The organism is Veillonella parvula (assembly GCF_032550495.1).
In the GTDB taxonomy this organism is placed as follows: Bacteria; Bacillota; Negativicutes; order Veillonellales; family Veillonellaceae; genus Veillonella; species Veillonella parvula_G.
Window position 1 is genome coordinate 376,150 of the sequence record NZ_JAWFZJ010000002.1, and the last position, 15,816, is coordinate 391,965.

At 38.4% G+C, this 15,816-nt stretch carries 24 protein-coding genes; all 24 read left to right on the forward strand.

Going from position 1 to position 15,816, the window contains the following annotated elements; all coding sequences use genetic code 11:
* Positions 1 to 28 precede the first annotated feature (28 nt).
* Entirely contained in the window at positions 29 to 400 is a 372-nt protein-coding gene (locus E6X37_RS05920; protein ID WP_077708134.1) for a single-stranded DNA-binding protein, read from the forward strand.
* A 13-nt stretch (positions 401 to 413) separates the two neighbouring features.
* On the forward strand, positions 414 to 620 hold the full coding sequence (locus E6X37_RS05925) for a hypothetical protein (RefSeq protein WP_316059497.1): 207 nt from the start codon (positions 414 to 416) through the stop codon (positions 618 to 620).
* A 79-nt stretch (positions 621 to 699) separates the two neighbouring features.
* On the forward strand, positions 700 to 1,473 hold the full coding sequence (locus E6X37_RS05930; RefSeq protein WP_316059498.1) for a phage antirepressor KilAC domain-containing protein: 774 nt from the start codon (positions 700 to 702) through the stop codon (positions 1,471 to 1,473).
* Entirely contained in the window at positions 1,470 to 1,886 is a 417-nt protein-coding gene (locus E6X37_RS05935) for a hypothetical protein (protein ID WP_077708138.1), read from the forward strand. Before E6X37_RS05930 ends, E6X37_RS05935 begins: the two co-directional genes overlap by 4 nt.
* A gap of 55 nt (positions 1,887 to 1,941) precedes the next feature.
* Positions 1,942 to 2,394, forward strand: a complete 453-nt coding sequence (locus E6X37_RS05940; RefSeq protein ID WP_316059499.1) for an MmcB family DNA repair protein — start codon at positions 1,942 to 1,944, stop codon at positions 2,392 to 2,394.
* Positions 2,395 to 2,653: 259 nt separating this feature from the next.
* Positions 2,654 to 2,800 carry a hypothetical protein gene (locus E6X37_RS05945; protein ID WP_316059500.1) on the forward strand — a complete coding sequence of 49 codons (147 nt, stop codon included), beginning with the start codon at positions 2,654 to 2,656 and terminating at the stop codon, positions 2,798 to 2,800.
* A gap of 254 nt (positions 2,801 to 3,054) precedes the next feature.
* Positions 3,055 to 3,561 carry a hypothetical protein gene (locus E6X37_RS05950; RefSeq protein WP_316689674.1) on the forward strand — a complete coding sequence of 169 codons (507 nt, stop codon included), beginning with the start codon at positions 3,055 to 3,057 and terminating at the stop codon, positions 3,559 to 3,561.
* Positions 3,562 to 3,603: 42 nt separating this feature from the next.
* Positions 3,604 to 4,101: a hypothetical protein gene (locus E6X37_RS05955; protein WP_316059502.1), complete on the forward strand. Its 498-nt coding sequence runs from the start codon at positions 3,604 to 3,606 to the stop codon at positions 4,099 to 4,101.
* Positions 4,094 to 4,444 carry a DUF4406 domain-containing protein gene (locus E6X37_RS05960; protein ID WP_316059503.1) on the forward strand — a complete coding sequence of 117 codons (351 nt, stop codon included), beginning with the start codon at positions 4,094 to 4,096 and terminating at the stop codon, positions 4,442 to 4,444. Before E6X37_RS05955 ends, E6X37_RS05960 begins: the two co-directional genes overlap by 8 nt.
* Positions 4,441 to 4,866, forward strand: coding sequence for a DUF1492 domain-containing protein (locus tag E6X37_RS05965; RefSeq protein WP_302943545.1), 426 nt, complete (start codon positions 4,441 to 4,443; stop codon positions 4,864 to 4,866). Before E6X37_RS05960 ends, E6X37_RS05965 begins: the two co-directional genes overlap by 4 nt.
* A gap of 152 nt (positions 4,867 to 5,018) precedes the next feature.
* Positions 5,019 to 5,312, forward strand: coding sequence for an HNH endonuclease signature motif containing protein (locus E6X37_RS05970; protein ID WP_302943547.1), 294 nt, complete (start codon positions 5,019 to 5,021; stop codon positions 5,310 to 5,312).
* A 390-nt stretch (positions 5,313 to 5,702) separates the two neighbouring features.
* A complete protein-coding gene (locus E6X37_RS05975; protein WP_316689675.1) occupies positions 5,703 to 6,233 on the forward strand; it encodes a hypothetical protein in 531 nt (176 codons plus the stop codon).
* Positions 6,230 to 7,540 (forward strand): N-6 DNA methylase, encoded by a 1,311-nt coding sequence (locus E6X37_RS05980; protein ID WP_316689676.1) that lies wholly within the window; start codon positions 6,230 to 6,232, stop codon positions 7,538 to 7,540. The genes E6X37_RS05975 and E6X37_RS05980 overlap by 4 nt, the downstream gene beginning before the upstream one ends.
* Positions 7,540 to 7,935 (forward strand): hypothetical protein, encoded by a 396-nt coding sequence (locus E6X37_RS05985; protein ID WP_316689677.1) that lies wholly within the window; start codon positions 7,540 to 7,542, stop codon positions 7,933 to 7,935. The genes E6X37_RS05980 and E6X37_RS05985 overlap by 1 nt, the downstream gene beginning before the upstream one ends.
* A 21-nt stretch (positions 7,936 to 7,956) precedes the next feature.
* Positions 7,957 to 9,861: a phage terminase large subunit family protein gene (locus tag E6X37_RS05990; protein WP_316689678.1), complete on the forward strand. Its 1,905-nt coding sequence runs from the start codon at positions 7,957 to 7,959 to the stop codon at positions 9,859 to 9,861.
* A gap of 8 nt (positions 9,862 to 9,869) precedes the next feature.
* The gene (locus E6X37_RS05995) at positions 9,870 to 10,115 is read left to right on the forward strand and encodes a DUF6148 family protein (RefSeq protein WP_174892220.1); all 246 of its coding nucleotides are present in this window, start codon (positions 9,870 to 9,872) and stop codon (positions 10,113 to 10,115) included.
* 9 nt (positions 10,116 to 10,124) lie between these two features.
* On the forward strand, positions 10,125 to 11,732 hold the full coding sequence (locus tag E6X37_RS06000) for a phage portal protein (RefSeq protein WP_316689679.1): 1,608 nt from the start codon (positions 10,125 to 10,127) through the stop codon (positions 11,730 to 11,732).
* Positions 11,725 to 12,807 (forward strand): head maturation protease, ClpP-related, encoded by a 1,083-nt coding sequence (locus E6X37_RS06005; protein ID WP_316689680.1) that lies wholly within the window; start codon positions 11,725 to 11,727, stop codon positions 12,805 to 12,807. Before E6X37_RS06000 ends, E6X37_RS06005 begins: the two co-directional genes overlap by 8 nt.
* Positions 12,807 to 13,145, forward strand: coding sequence for a head decoration protein (locus tag E6X37_RS06010; RefSeq protein WP_316689681.1), 339 nt, complete (start codon positions 12,807 to 12,809; stop codon positions 13,143 to 13,145). Before E6X37_RS06005 ends, E6X37_RS06010 begins: the two co-directional genes overlap by 1 nt.
* Before the next feature lie 13 nt (positions 13,146 to 13,158).
* On the forward strand, positions 13,159 to 14,208 hold the full coding sequence (locus tag E6X37_RS06015; protein ID WP_077708151.1) for a major capsid protein: 1,050 nt from the start codon (positions 13,159 to 13,161) through the stop codon (positions 14,206 to 14,208).
* 14 nt (positions 14,209 to 14,222) lie between these two features.
* Entirely contained in the window at positions 14,223 to 14,459 is a 237-nt protein-coding gene (locus E6X37_RS06020; protein ID WP_278622130.1) for a hypothetical protein, read from the forward strand.
* Positions 14,459 to 14,812 (forward strand): hypothetical protein, encoded by a 354-nt coding sequence (locus tag E6X37_RS06025; protein WP_077708647.1) that lies wholly within the window; start codon positions 14,459 to 14,461, stop codon positions 14,810 to 14,812. The genes E6X37_RS06020 and E6X37_RS06025 overlap by 1 nt, the downstream gene beginning before the upstream one ends.
* Entirely contained in the window at positions 14,800 to 15,333 is a 534-nt protein-coding gene (locus E6X37_RS06030; protein WP_174892227.1) for a hypothetical protein, read from the forward strand. The genes E6X37_RS06025 and E6X37_RS06030 overlap by 13 nt, the downstream gene beginning before the upstream one ends.
* The gene (locus tag E6X37_RS06035) at positions 15,333 to 15,812 is read left to right on the forward strand and encodes a hypothetical protein (protein ID WP_077708154.1); all 480 of its coding nucleotides are present in this window, start codon (positions 15,333 to 15,335) and stop codon (positions 15,810 to 15,812) included. Before E6X37_RS06030 ends, E6X37_RS06035 begins: the two co-directional genes overlap by 1 nt.
* Positions 15,813 to 15,816: the final 4 nt, after the last annotated feature.

Sequence of the window (15,816 nt, forward strand, 5' to 3'; positions counted from 1 at the left end):
GAATGTGAGGAATGGGAGGAAAAAGTAAATGATAAACGTAAATGAGGTATTTTTAAGTGGCAACGTAGTAGCAGATGCAGAACTACGTTATACAAAAACAGGGAAGCCAGTACTCACATTTAGAATGGCAACCAATAAATATGTGAATGAGCAACAGAGTACACAATATCACAACATTGTATGTTGGGTTGATGCGGAACTTTATAGTGGGTTACGTAAAGGTGATTTTGTAGCCGTGAATGGTGAGTTAAGAACTAGATCATATGACAAAGACGGAAGCAAACGATATATCACAGAGATTATAGTGAAAAATCTTACATATGGCCTTAAACAAAATGAAAGCGCAGCAAGTAACTTTGATAATGGGTTTGCAGACAATGATGAGAATATTCCGTTCTAGGAGGAAATAAAAAATGAGAAGAGGTAGACCAAGAAAAATATGCAGTCATTCATTTGGACCAGCTAAAAGCGGTGCGTTATGGGTGAAGCCATCTTGCCCTAAAGGGAAAACATCAATAAAAGTATTCAAAGGCAAAACAGCAGGCACATTATATTGGCTAAAAAAAGAAGAATGTGAAGATTGCCCTGTATATAGTCCGACAAAGATTTATGCAAAATAGGAGGGGACAGCATGCAAAATACTAGAAAGGGTAGAAAAAGCAATAAACATTGATGCGGTTGCGCTAGGGAGGGCAGACTATGAACCATGTAACAACACTATTCAATAGTAATGAGTTTGGGGAACTTAGAACTATCATTATTGAAAATGAAGTATACTTTGTGGCCAAGAGCGTAGCAACTGCACTTGGATATAAAGATACTGCAGATGCAATCAGAAAACATATTGATGAAGAAGATAAGCTGCGTTGGCAAATTGCCGACACAGGCCAGAAGAGGGAAACATATTTAATCAATGAGTCTGGACTATATTCCTTGATACTGAAATCAAAGATGCCAAGTGCAAAGAAATTCAAACGCTGGGTAACAAGTGAAGTACTTCCACAAATTAGAAAAACAGGTAGTTATGATCTACATATTCCAAAGACACTACCAGAAGCATTGAGATTGTATGCAGATGAAGTAGAAGCACACAACCAATCAAAGGCAATCATTGAACAACAGAAGCAACAAATAGCCGAATATGAGCCTAAGGTTGATTATGTGGATAAAATTTTAAGCAGTACAAACGCAATGACAGTAACACAGATTGCTGCAGATTATGGACTAAGTGCGAAAGCCTTAAACAAGATACTACATGATGCACATATTCAACGTAGTGTAAATGGGCAATGGATTTTGTATAGCGACTTAATGCGAAAAGGATATACAAAGACTAAAACACACACATACATGACTACAGACGGAAGATTGGAGTGCAAAACATCTACACGTTGGACACAAAAAGGAAGATTGATGATACACGAGTTATTAAAGAAGTTAGGAATCAATGCAGTGTGTGAGGAGGTAGCATGAAGCCATTAATATATAAAGGCCTAAGAAAGAACTTAAACAGGTCAGAATGGGTAATCAGTGATGAAATAAAGCAAAGCTACTCACAAATCAGACTACTAGCGATAGAAAATGATACATATGCATGGGTACAAATTGAGGACGGAACACTATGCAGAGGAAGCGAAGCAAAAGACACGCTAGGGAAAAGGATATATGAAAAGGACCATATAGAGTTTGATTGCAAATCAATACAAGAAAAACCAATGGTAGGGGAAGTATATTACAGCGTTGATAAATACCAATGGAGATGTAAGGCAATTAACCAGCAAAACAAACAAAATGATGCGGTACTAGATTTTGACTTAGCATTTGTAGTGAATAATGGAAATGCAAGAGTAGTTGGTAATAGATTAGAGGGATATGAGCATGAATGATAGATACAGAAATGTATGCAAAAAGCATGATCTAATTGTAGCGGAGATATAAGATATGACGGAAGAAGAAATACAAAAGAAGTTAGGAAAGCATTTATTTTTAAAGAATATAACTATTCCTAATATAACAATGCATGGCGATGGGAAAGGGGAATATGAAGCAGATTTAATCTACTTCAATCTTAAAGCTAGAGTGGTTACTGAAATAGAAATCAAGGTAAGCATTCAAGATTTTAGAGCAGATTTTAAGAAGAAAAGATACCATGATCATTTACATGTAGGCTATTTGTATTATGCAGTCCCACAAGACTTGTATGAAGACCATAAGGATGAAATAGAAAGTTTATTAGGTGATGCGGGATTAATAGTGGCCAATATATCTAATAATAAAAAAGAAGATGTTAGATACATTAAAAGGGCAAAAAAACGCAAAGATGTAAAGGAATTAAATGAAAGTGAAGTTATTAACTATTTAAGGATTGGATGCATGAAATGGGTAAATAGATAGTAATTAGGGGATATTTAATTTTGATAAAGGCGTTATTATGAAAATACCATGTAGGGACTGCAAATTTAGAGAAGTAGGATGTCACAGTAAATGTGAAAGCTACAAACAATATAGAGCATCATTAGATAAGCTTAATGAAGAAAAGAATATGCAGGGAGATGCGTACAAATATGTTGGGGATAACGTAAGAGCCATTAGAAATAGAATGAGAAAGCTAAAAGGGTATAGCTGCACTGTAAGGAATTAAGGAGTTAGCCAGATGAAAATATATAAAGAAGAATTGTTGATATGGAGAAAAATATATGTAGAGGAGTGCAGAGAAGAAAATAAAGAACCAATAGAAATGGGCCAATGGGAAAGAGAACTAAAAGAAAATGGAGTAGAAATAATTGACAGGAGAGTTTAGGGAATGAACATATGGGGCCTGTTCGATGACGGAAACGGATGCTATAAGCAGGCAGTAGATGAATTTAATATGAATGAGGGGGGGGGCAACATAAGATAATCTCCATAGGTATTGGGGATGCATGTATTAATCAAGATTTGGCTGTTAATACATTACACCAGCCAATGGTCCTATGGGATGTATTAGATAGATTAGAACCACCAGATGTAATTCTAGCTAGTCCACCATGTGAAAGCTGGAGCGTTGCCAGTGCCATGAAGGGCGGCAATGCATGTTGGAAGCAAGAACAAGGTATAACAACATCATTATTTGGAGGGTATGAAGAAAGCAGCAAATTCACCATTAGGAATAAAGACGATTATAGTAACTATCAATTTAAATATGACAAATCATTTTTGACAAGAATAAACGGTGAAATGTGTATATACAACACGTTAAAAATCATTGATCACTATAAGCCAAAAGTATTTGTTATAGAAAATCCTGCATATGGAAGAATATGGGAATATATTGCAAACGTAATAGGGTTTAAAATTCCATATGAAAATCTTACATACTATAACAATTACGGATACCAAGTGCAAAAGCCAACAAAGTTTGGAAGTAACATAAATCTAAAGCTACGGAATAAAAGGGTAAAAGGAAAGATTGGATTAAAACATTACAATACTGGAGGTAATAGATATAATACCAGGTCAAACATTCCAATGGATTTAGTTAAGAGCATATTGAAACAATGTGAAGCGCATATAAGTAGCTAGGAGAATAAGAGACACTCAAATCTACAGGAAAGGAAAATAAAAATGGAAATACTAAGTGTTGCATTTGGAGAAAAAAATAAAATTAAATATGAAAAAGCAAATAGCACTGGGGTTACTGAAACATATCAACTAATTACAAAAGATGAATTTAGGCCAGAGATATTAGATGCATATGTAAAGGCAAGGATTGTAGTAATTGATACATTTAAGGCTTTTAAATTTATTAGAGAAGAATGGTTAAAAATTAAATCAATTAACTTTAGGTGGCATAAAGAACTACCAAGGGTAATTGTAGCAGCAAGATATGTACTAGAAATTACAAATAAAAAAGGTGATGAATGTACAATAAGCACTTCATGGCTACCAATAGCAGAGGAAACACAAGAGAAGCTAATTCCATTAGTAGAAGAAATTGAAATGTTTGTACGAGGAACAAGAGCGCAGGGGAAACTATGGGAAGATGAATTAGAAGATGATGCGGTTGAAGGAGAAACATTTCACATCAATGATCTAGTACAAGAAGGAGAAGTAGATGATTAAAGACCAATTAATTTATGTAGCGCATCCATTTGGAGGTAATAAAGAAAATAAATTTTCTATAGATACAATTATGAAAAATCTAGTAATGCTAGATAGGAACAATACATACTTATCACCTCTTCATAATTTTAGTATGGTGTACTTTGCGGATGAGTATGCAAAAGGTTTGAAGATATGTTTGGACATGTTAAATAGATGTGATGCATTAGTATTATGTGGGGACTGGGAAATATCAAAAGGCTGCATTGGTGAATGGTCATTTGCAATAGCTAAAGGGATACCAATATATACATGGAAAGAATGGACCGATAAATTAAAGGAACAGGGAGATAATAGCCGATGACTGGAAGGGAATATTTAAATCAGATACGTGATACTGATTTGAATATTAGAAGTAAGGAGAGAGAAATATTTAGAATAAGACAAGATATTATGAGTTTACAAGCGATTGATTATAGCAAGGATAAAGTTAGTGGAGGTCAACCAATAACTATTGCAGATAAAGTTGCGAACCTTGATGCGGTTACAGAAGAGATTATGAAAGAATGGAGTGATTTCTTACAGGAGAGAGAGCGAGCAAGATTTATGATCAATCAAATTTGTAGCACTAAGCAAAGGATTGTTTTAGTAGATAGGTACATTAATGGATGTACATGGGAAAAGGTTGCAGAACTAATAGATTGTTCAAGGCAGAATGTTCATAATTTACATAAAAGAGCAATTAAAAATTTTGATGAAATTTACAAAAAGGTTGCTATTATTTGACACTCAATATATGAGATACTGTATATGGGCATGGATGAAGAGAACACTTTCAACAAGCCTCCTAGAAAAACTACACACTATTAAGGACTACATCATACAAGGTCGCATAACACAGTATGATGCGGTCCTTTTTAGTTTATAAGGGGTATTTGATGAAGCATAAAAGAATTACATCCAAGAAAACAATACAAGAAGTTCGCAAGCCATTTTGTGAAGTATGCGGACAAAGAACGAATATAGAACCACATCATATTAATACACGTGGCAGTGGCGGTGGAGATATTAAGGAAAACTTAATACAACTATGCACGCAATGCCATATCAATACACACAGTGGGCAATATCCAACAAAAGACGATTGCTTAAATAAAGTAGCAGAGCGTGAAGGTATTACATATGATGAAGCATATGCAATTAATCGTAGAGCAATGGGATATGATGTATGACAAGAATTAATTGTAACAGGGGTAGATGCTTAAATAATAAATATGGCATCTGCACTGCAGATACAATTGAATATGAGGGAATATGTCAAACCTATATCACACATGACCAAGCACACAAAAGTAATTGTGGATTATGCACTCGTTCTCATGGCAGATTTAAGAGAAACAGCCGTGATGTATTAAGATAGCTTGGGGGTAGTGCCCGTACTAAATAATAAAAAATAAATTTAAATTATTACACGATTTGTTGAGTTTTTGAGTAAATTTTTTATGGGTCCTTCTGGCCAAAGTTGAAAGCGTGCGGTGGCCGAGACCCCAAAATTTGCCTAGATTTTAATTTTTTTATGACCTTGCTAGTGATACAGGTAATGAAAGGAGGCTGATTGATAAGTGAAAATTACAGATGATTTGAAGACAGCAACGGCCTCTCAGTCGAACCTGGCAAAAGCACTTGGACTCTCGCGTCAACGTGTTTCGCAACTGCTTCAAGAAGGGGTTTTAGCAACGGATGAGAAAAATCAAATTTTGGTTATCAAATCCGTTATCAATTATGTCAAATATAAGGGGCAATCCTCTGCTGAAGAGGTGAGCAGTTCCGATGATGCGGTGTTCGAGGTTGAAAAGGCCAAGAATGAACGCGCGAAACGCAAGATTGCTGAGTTGAAGTTGGCCAAAATGAACGGCGAAGTGTACTCGGCAGATACTGTAGAACAGGTTATGACAGAAATGCTCGTGAATTTGCGCACACAATTATTAGGATTGCCAACTAAATTGGCACCACAATTACAGAGTGTGACAAAAGAGGAAGCATATAACTTGTTAACGCAAGAAATTGAGGATAAATTATCTGAATTAAGTGAATATACGCCGTCATTATTCATGGATAGCGATGATACAGATGAGGAGGAAGTGCGAAAATGACAATATTAGATTGCATGATGAAAGCCTTATCTGTTCGTGAACTTCATGAGATACCAGGTGTATTAATGGATGTGTTGCTTGATCATAATAAGCTGAAAAGTTTAATTGCACATATGAGTGGTTGTTATTCGTATTCTGGTTTATTACAGGAGTTTGAAGAAAAAGCGGCTGATAGGAAAAACTATATGCAAGACTATACGCCACAAAGTGTTATGGATATTGTGGCAGGTATATCCACTAATGGCTGTGTAAGAGATGTATGTGCTGGTATAGGCGGTCTTTCACTAGCTAAGTATAAGAATAATCCAGATGTAGTATTACAGCTTGAGGAATATTCTAAAAATGCAATATGTTTTTTACTTTTCAATCTGGTAATGAACGGAGTTCCTGCTGTTGTAATAGAACGAAACGTGCTAACTCAAGAAAATATAGCTAAATATAAGGTGGAGATTAGTAATCAAGTGCCACAGATTACCAAAGAAGTATATATAGATGAAGGTACATATTCCGCTGATACAATTATTAGCAATCCTCCATATAGTCTATCGTGGGTGCCTGTTAATGATGAACGTTTTGATGGGTATAAATTAGCTCCAAAAAGTAAAGCAGATTATGCTTTTATCTTGGATGGTATTTATTCTCTTAAAAATAACGGGACAGCAGTATTCATTTTACCGCATGGTGTCTTATTTCGCGGACAAGCTGAAGGTGATATTCGTCAAAATTTGATTAAAAACAATTTGCTTGATGCGGTTATAGGATTGCCATCTAATTTATTTACCAATACAGGGATACCTGTATGTATACTTATATTTAAGAAAAATAGAGTAAATAAAGATATATTATTTATCGATGCTCAAAAAGGTTTTGTTAAGGATAAAAGCAAAAATATAATGACATCAGAACATGTGTTAAAAGTTATTGATACTTATAACAATCGTTCTGATATTGAAAAGTATTCAAGAAAAGTTAGCATTTCTGAAATAGAAGAAAACGATTATAACTTGAATATACCTAGATATATTGATAGCTTTGAGCCTGAAGAAATACCAGATGCAGTACAGCTTGCTAAAGAACTGAACGAAATTAATCGAGAAAGTCGGTCGTTGGGTTTAGAAATTGCGGAGATGTTAAAGCTATTAGTTTGTACGGATCCAGACGCGCAGAAGGAGCATGATGAATTTGTAAAAGAATTTACAGAATTCTTGGTATCTTCTGATAGTGCTTGTACAATTGAGGAGCAAGAAGATGTGATAAAAAAAATAGAAGATGTTAAGAAGTATTTACTTCAAAAGATGTTTGTGTAATGTTAAGAAATTACAAGAAATTAAAAATTACGGAAGTTGCTGATATACTAGGGCGTCCTAAAAAGAATCAAATGTATCCGGAAGGTTGTATTTGCTTGCAAGTATCTGCAAGTAAAGGGGAGTTATTATATTTAGATACATCACAACAAGTTGATGCTAAATATGTGGTGATTCAACCACGAAACGTAATTCCTTTTTATTTATATTTGATGATAGAAAAGGCAATGCCTGAATTCCTATATAAATATAGGCAAGGACTAAATATATCAGCACATGACATAAAACATATGGAGGTAGTGTGCCATACGGATGTCGAAACTCAGGCATTAATAGCTATGATGTTTACATCCATAAACGGTACAAGGTTAAGCGTGCAAATGGGCGCGCTTTTTTAATACAAAAAAGGAGGTGATAGCATGAAAACAGCAAAAGAATTATGGCAATATGTCTCTAAAATGGGCCTAAAACCACTACCTAAAACCAGTGTTAGCCAATGGGCTGACGATTACCGCATGCTATCACAAGGCCTTTCAGCGGAACCAGGACGATGGAAAACGAGTAGAGCTCCATATCAAAAGGATATTATGGATGCTTTCACGCAACCTGGTATCAATCGGGTAGTGGTTAAGTCAGCGTCACAGGTCGGGAAGTCGGACATAATGAATAATGTCCTAGGGCGATACGCTCATCTTGACCCATGTGCGGTTATGATGATTCAACCAACTATCGAATTGGCTCAAGATTATTCAAAGTCTCGTATTTCTCCAATGATCCGTGATACGAAAGTACTATCACAAGTATTCTACGAAACGAAATCAGAAGACGGAGCAAAAACACGAGATGGCAAGAATACAATCTTATCTAAGTTATTCCCTGGTGGTCGTCTTATCATGTGTGGGGCGAACAGCCCGGCTGGATTAGCATCACGTCCTGTGCGTGTTCTACTAGCAGACGAAGTAGACCGCTTCCCCGATAGTGCTGGCACAGAAGGTGACCCAGTAGACCTTGCTGCCAAACGTATGACAACATTTTGGAACAGGGTCATGGGGTTATTTTCCACGCCAACGAATGAGGGTAGCTCACGCATCGATGTAGAGTATCAAACAGGCACGCAAGAAGAGTGGCAACATGAGTGCCCGAATTGTGGTGAGTACCATTTGATACGGCATACTGAAATGGAATGTGAGACCGAGGAACATAAGGACGCTAAAGGGCGGAAGATTGTGGTAGTCAGTGATGTGAAATGGCGGTGCCCTGATTGTGGGTCTACATTTTCTGAAGACGAAATGCGGAAAGTTCCTCAAAAGTATATATCGAAAAACCCGGCTGCGTTGCATAATGGCATACGCAGTTTTTTTGTAAATGGATTCACATCACCGTGGCTAACATGGAATGACATCATGAGGGAATGGCTAGAGGCTAAAGGCGACCCTACCCGCGAAAAGGTAGTCATGAATACACGCTTTGGTGAATCATACGCACAACAAGGTGCCTTTGAAGACTATCAACAATTCATTAGGCGCCGTGAGAAGTACGGCGCAGACCTTCCGGACGGTGTGTTACTGCTAACTGGTGCCGTCGATACACAAGACAACCGGTTAGAGTATGAAATCACCGGTTGGGGGTACGGTGAAGAATGTTGGGGGATCTGTAAGGGTGTTATTTTAGGAGAACCTGATAATAAAGCGACATGGGATGCACTTGATGCGGTGCTTGATAAGGTGTACCGATTTAAGAACGGAACAGGGCTTAAAGTAGCACGTGCTTTCATTGACTCCGGCGGTCACTACACGTCAAAAGTATATAAATACTGTGAAAAGAACTTCAGCAAGCAACGATTTGCCATCAAAGGTACGGCCGGAACACCTGGCATACCGTTAAATTATAAGATTGGTAAAGCATCTGGAAGCAAGATTCCACTTGTCATGCTAGGTGTAGACGATGGGAAACAACAGGTAATAAACCGATTGGCCATCGATGAACCTGGCGATAAGTACTTTCATTTCCCTTTGGATGAAGAATTCCTAGGAACTAGAGGGTATGACGAGTTGTATTTCAAAGGGATCATTTCGGAACACAAGAAGAAAGTAAAACGTAAGGGCGTTATCCATGAAATATGGGAACCTACTGCAGGGGTTCGTAATGAACCTTTGGATTTACGTGTATATAACCTAGCGTGTATGAACTCAATCCATCCTGATTGGGATAGATTGGCGGAAGTAGTTAAAGGTGGAGGCCATTCCACTACAACAGTAACTACTCCACGAAAGAAACCAACGCGTAAACGTGTTCGCAGAGCTAGTAAAGCAGCAGATATTTAGGAGGATGTATGGCAACTAGTTATTCAAGTAAGCCAAGGCTAATTGATGTCCGGTTAGAGTGGTACGTCAAGGCTGAGGAAGCAATATTGACTGGCCAAAGCTATACAATCGGAAATCGGACTCTTACAAGGGCAAATTTAGCAGAAGTAAGAAAAATGATTGATGATTTAGTGGCAAGAGGCGCCAAATTACCTGGTATGGATACCGATAATGGACGTGGAAACCGGTCAAAACGGGTAGTTTTTAGAGATTAGGAGACTAAAATGGCGAGAAAAAACAAGAAATTTAGCGCTAAAATAGGCACTCCGAGGGCTAAAAATAGCGGATATAGTGAGGGTGGAGCCTCTAATAATAACAAATCATTGAAGGGATATAACCCTAGAAAACTGGGTTATAAGGCTGATATTGGTGCGAATTTATCGACTTTGCGTGATAGATCCGCAGATTTAGCTATCAATACACCAGTTGGCACGGCTGCAATCAACACAAGCACTACTCATACAGTTGGCGCAGGCCTCAACGTGTTCCCTAGACCTAAGTTTCAAATCTTGGGAATCAGTGCAGAGGAGGCTAGAGCATGGGCTCGTAAGGTTCGTGCTGAGTTTGATTTATGGGCCGAATCAAAAGACTGTGATATCTACCGTAAGAACAATTTATATGACATGCAAAGCATAGCATATCAAGGATATCTCACAGATGGTGATAGTTTTGCGGTATTTAGACGTAAGCCGACAACACCAGATATGCCGTATACGTTGCGCCTTCAATTAATTGAAGGTAATCGTGTAAGTAATCCGCTTACTGATTCCACATATGTTACAGGCGACCCAACTGGCGTTGAAGCGCTTAACCAAGATAATGGGAACCGCATATTGAATGGTGTAGAAATCGATACTGACGGTGCTATTGTAGCCTACTGGGTATCTAATCAAGTACCTGGCGAACCAATTACAAGCGTGTTAACGACATGGGCAAGGGTTGAAGCATACGGCAAGCGTACAAGCATTCCGAATGTACTGCAAATTAGTAATGATACTAGACCAGAGCAGTATAGAGGAGTTCCTTATTTGGCTCCAGTTATTGAAACGCTAAAGCAAGTGTATCGATATACAAATGCAGAGCTTACATCGGCTATTATTAAATCGTATTTTGCGTTATTCTTTACGGAAGCCGTGACTAATTCAGGTTCATTAAATGATATGTTGGCCGACAATGGTGTTGATGATCCAACGGAACCAGTAGTCGATGTATCAGAATACAATTTAGGACCTGGCACATTAAATGCCTTACCTAAAGGTGTGGATGTAAAAAGTGTTGATGCTTCCAATGCTCAATCTACTTTTGAAGTATTTAGTACCCAACTCATCAAACAAGTAGGTGCTGCACTTAACCAGCCTTACGAAGTATTGATGAAGAACTTTAACTCTTCGTATTCTGCAAGCCGTGCAGCAATGTTACAGGCTTGGGAAGAATATAAACTACGTCGCAAGTGGTTCGCTCGTGACTTCTGCCAACCAATCTATGAGGTATGGTTAATGGAAGCAGTAGCGAACGGCCGAATTGAAGCGCCTGGTTTCTTTGATGATCCATTAATTCGAAAAGCATGGTGCAATGCTGATTGGTTCGGACCAACGATGTCCATCCTTGACCCTGTTAAGGATATGAATGGTAGTACCCTTCGCATTGAGAATGGAGTTTCCACTCGTGAACGTGAAGCGGCTGAAATGACAGGGACAGACCTTGAAGAAAACATTGCACAACTTGCATTTGAAAAGCAACTCATGGAGAAATATGGCATGGGGCTAGCTGATGCGGTAAATCCTTCCGTTGGCTCTAAATCTGAAGCGAAAGGAGGTGAAGAGGATGAATAAATTTTGGTCTGTTAAGAATTTTGTAAATCAAGATGGTACCGGTCAATCTGAATTGATTTTGTATGGTGATATTTCTGATACCTCTTGGTGGGGTGATGAAATTACACCACGTGAATTTGCAAGTGACTTGGCTAGTTGTAATGGTAATAACTTAACAATGCGCATCAACTCTGGTGGTGGTGACGTGTTCGCAGCACAAGCTATCCACAATATGATCAAAGCCTATACTGGCAAAGTAACAGCACATATTGATGGCTTATGCGCAAGTGCTGCTACAATTATTGCCTGTGCGGCGGATAAGGTAATCATGCCAAGTAATGCTCTGTACATGATTCACAATCCATCTGTATTTCTAGGTGATAGCTTTGATGCGGACGGATTAACTAAAATGGCTAACTATTTGGCGAGTGTTAAACAGACAATCGCAAACGTTTATTTGAGCCGTAGCGACGTTTTGACATCTGAACAGGTAAATACACTTATGGATGATGAAACGTGGCTCACGGCGGACGAGGCGAAGTCCTACGGCCTGATTGATGAAGTAGATACGGCGATTACGGACAAAGCTGTTATGAATAACGGAATGGTTATCGTAAACAAAGTATCTTGCAAATACTCGGCCAAAAATGAAACCAAAATCAAACAATTTTTAACAAGTAAGGAGAAACCTATGACTGAAAACCAATTCATGGCAAGCTTAAAAGGTTTGCTCGGTATTTCTACAAATGAACCTGCAGAAAACGCAGCAGTAACAGCAGAACGCGAACGCGTTGAAGCATTAAATACGTTAAAAGGTGATAATGAAGTCATCAATCGTTTAGTTGATGTAGCTGTTAAAGAAGGTAAAACAGTAGATGAAGTAACACCTTTCATCTCTGCCGTATCTGATATTCCTGCAAGTGATAACAAAGTAGTTGACCAAATCCGACAATTAGTTATTGATCAAATGGAATCTGGTGCGGATAAAGTGGCACCTCAAGGTGCATCTACACCAGAAATCAACGATGCGGTAGCAAAAGCTAGTGCAATTGATGAAGTCGTAGCATTTGCGAATGCTAAGAAAGGCGGTAAATAATGGTATATTTCGAACAAGTAAATGGTGTCGCAGCTGATTATCTATTAGGTGGTGGCGGCGTACCGGTATTAACTCAAAATGTAAAAGTAGCAGCCGGCGATTATAAACGTGGCCAAGTTCTTGAAAACAACTCTGGTACATTCCAAAAAATCGCAAGTGGTAAGCCTGCGGGTATCGTAGTATCTGATACTACTGCAACTACTGAACACAATGTATTAACTGTATACATTTCCGGTCGCTTTAATCGTGAAGTATTGGTAGTTGACCAAGCTTACAAAATTAATGATCATGAAGCGGACTTCAAGGACGCTCACTTATTCTTAACTAGCATTAAATAGGGGGAACTATATAATGGCAATTGATTTCAAAGATACATTTTCCTTGATGCAAGCTGTGGAACGAATGAAAACTCCGGCAAGTTTCTTGCTTGATACTTTCTTCCCACAAGTTCCAGCAGTTGCAACTTCTAAAAAAATCGCAGTAGAAACTCGTAAACGTGGTCGCACATTAGCACCTTTCGTATCTCGTGGTGCATCTGGCGTTAATGTTAAACGTGCAGGATCTAAAATTGCTTTATACGAAGCACCTATGATGGGCCCTCGTACAGTTATTGACCCAGAACAACTTGATCAACGTGCATTTGCTGAAAACATTGTGTCTACAATGACACCTGCACAACGTGCCGCACAAATGCAAGCTGAAGATTTGTCTTACTTACAAGGCACAATTATTAATCGTAAAAATAAAATGGCAGCCGATTTGCTTACTACTGGTAAATGCAAAATCGAAGGCTATGCTGACGATGGTGAAACAGTTCAAGTTGATGAAATTGATTTCGAATTTGAACAAGACATTACACCTACTACTACTTGGGACCAAGCGGGTGCTGACATTTATGGCGACTTGAAAATGGCGTCCGAAAAAATTCAAGAAAACGCAGGTATCGTTCCAACTGTGTTAGTCGTTGGTAAAAACGTTGAAAAATACATTCTTGATAATGCATCCATCAACAAAATGTTAGCAATTCCTAATCGCGAAAACATGTCTATGTTCAGTTTTGCTCCTGAATACTTGTCTCCACAAGTTCGATATGTTGGCCGTATCATGTCTTTGAATATTGATGTGTACGCATACCTTGAAACATATCAAGATGATGAAGGTAAAGTAAAATCCTTTATTGGTGATGATGCAGCAGTATTAGGTGTTCCTGGCCGTGGCCGTCAACAACATGCAGCAGTAACATTGCTCAACGATGACAATCAATTCACAACATATGCAGGCATTTATGTACCTTACTACTATGCTAATAAGGCTACACAAGAATTAACATTGTCTGTATACTCCCGTTGCGTATTGATTCCTGAAACTATCGACGATTGGGCTACTATTAAGACTAAATAGGGGGTAACCTACTTATGAAAATCAGAGTATTAAAGGGTTATTTAGCACATGAAGGCGAGATGTATGGCAAAGGCGAAGTAGTCGACATCAAAAAGAAAACGGTTGCGTTGTCCTTGCTTGAATCTGATAAGTTTGAATCTGCTGAAGATGATCCTATCGAAGTACCGGAACCATTGGAAGTCGTTCCAGATGAACCAGAAGAAGAAATGGAATTACCTGAAGTTGATGCGGAAGTTACGGTGAAAAAATAATGCGATTTAGAGATTACCTAGAAAGCGATATTGACGATGTATTCCTTAATGAAGACGAATTCGCCGAAGGGCATAATCTAAATGGCACAGTAGCTAAAGCGATTATCCAATCGCCAACGGCGAGGGAGTCATTCTTGTCGAATGGCTCTCACGTATCAAATGACGGATTACACGGGGTGTCTGTATTTGTGCATTGCAAATTAAAGGACATACCTGAAATTCCATCACAGGGAAACGTATTCCGATTAGATGATGATGTGTACATCGTTCAAAGTGCAACGGAAGAAGATGGGCTCGTGTCTATCGAACTTAGAGCAGAAGCTAGAGGCGGTGTTGACGGATGGTTGAGCTAGAACTTGATAAAAGTGCAGTGAAAACAATTGAAAAAGCACTGGAAACATTAAAAGAAGATAGAGTTCGACGTGTCTGCCAAGCCGCATCTAAGCGTGCTGCAACAACCGCAAGAAAAGCAGGTACGCAAGCACTACGTAATATCTACGCCATTAAAGGTGTATCGGTCGTAAAGTCTGGTGTATCTATTAATAAATTGAATGATGGCACAGAAATGCGTATCAAAGGTGGTTATACTAGCGCTCAAAAGTACTTTAAGATTAAATCGCTTAAACGAAAAGGTGTGTTTGTGTCTATTAAAAAAGGTACAGAAACAAAGGTACCAAATGGCTTTGTTAGTGCATCTGGTATATTCATGAAACGCCAAGGCAAGGACCGATACCCATTAAAAGGGATATATGGACCAGCCTTACCGCAAATGTTTGGTAATGAAACTGTTATGAATGCCATGCAAAAAGAAGGCATGGAAATGTATGAAAAGCGCCTATATCACGAATTAGAGCGTGCGTTAGGAGGTAACTAATGACACCATTAGATGTATCAGACGGCATTGCCGCCTATCTCATGGATGAGTTGCGCAAGCTAAATGAAACAAGTGATGTTACCACGAGCCCTATTCGAGTATGGAGCGGGTTCTTACCAAGGGTGGATAAGAATGAAGATAAGCGCAAGTTATGTCCAGCCGTAGTAGTGCATCCGTATTCTGTTAGTGATGCGGATAGTTCGACGGTAGGTATTACTGTATTGGTAACTACTTATGACGAGGCCTTAACAAAAGGTCATGTCGGACTATATCACCTCTTAGAGGTAGTGCGTGAGCGGTTACTATCTGATAATCCAGTAGCACTTAAATATGAAATTAAGGAGAATACCGTTAATACAACAATTCCTGATGATCAACCATACCCTCAATGGGTTGGATATCTTGAATTTGAAGTGTACATTCCAGTTATTCGTAGAAATCTTAACAAGATATTTACGGATAATAAAGTAATTGAATAGGAGA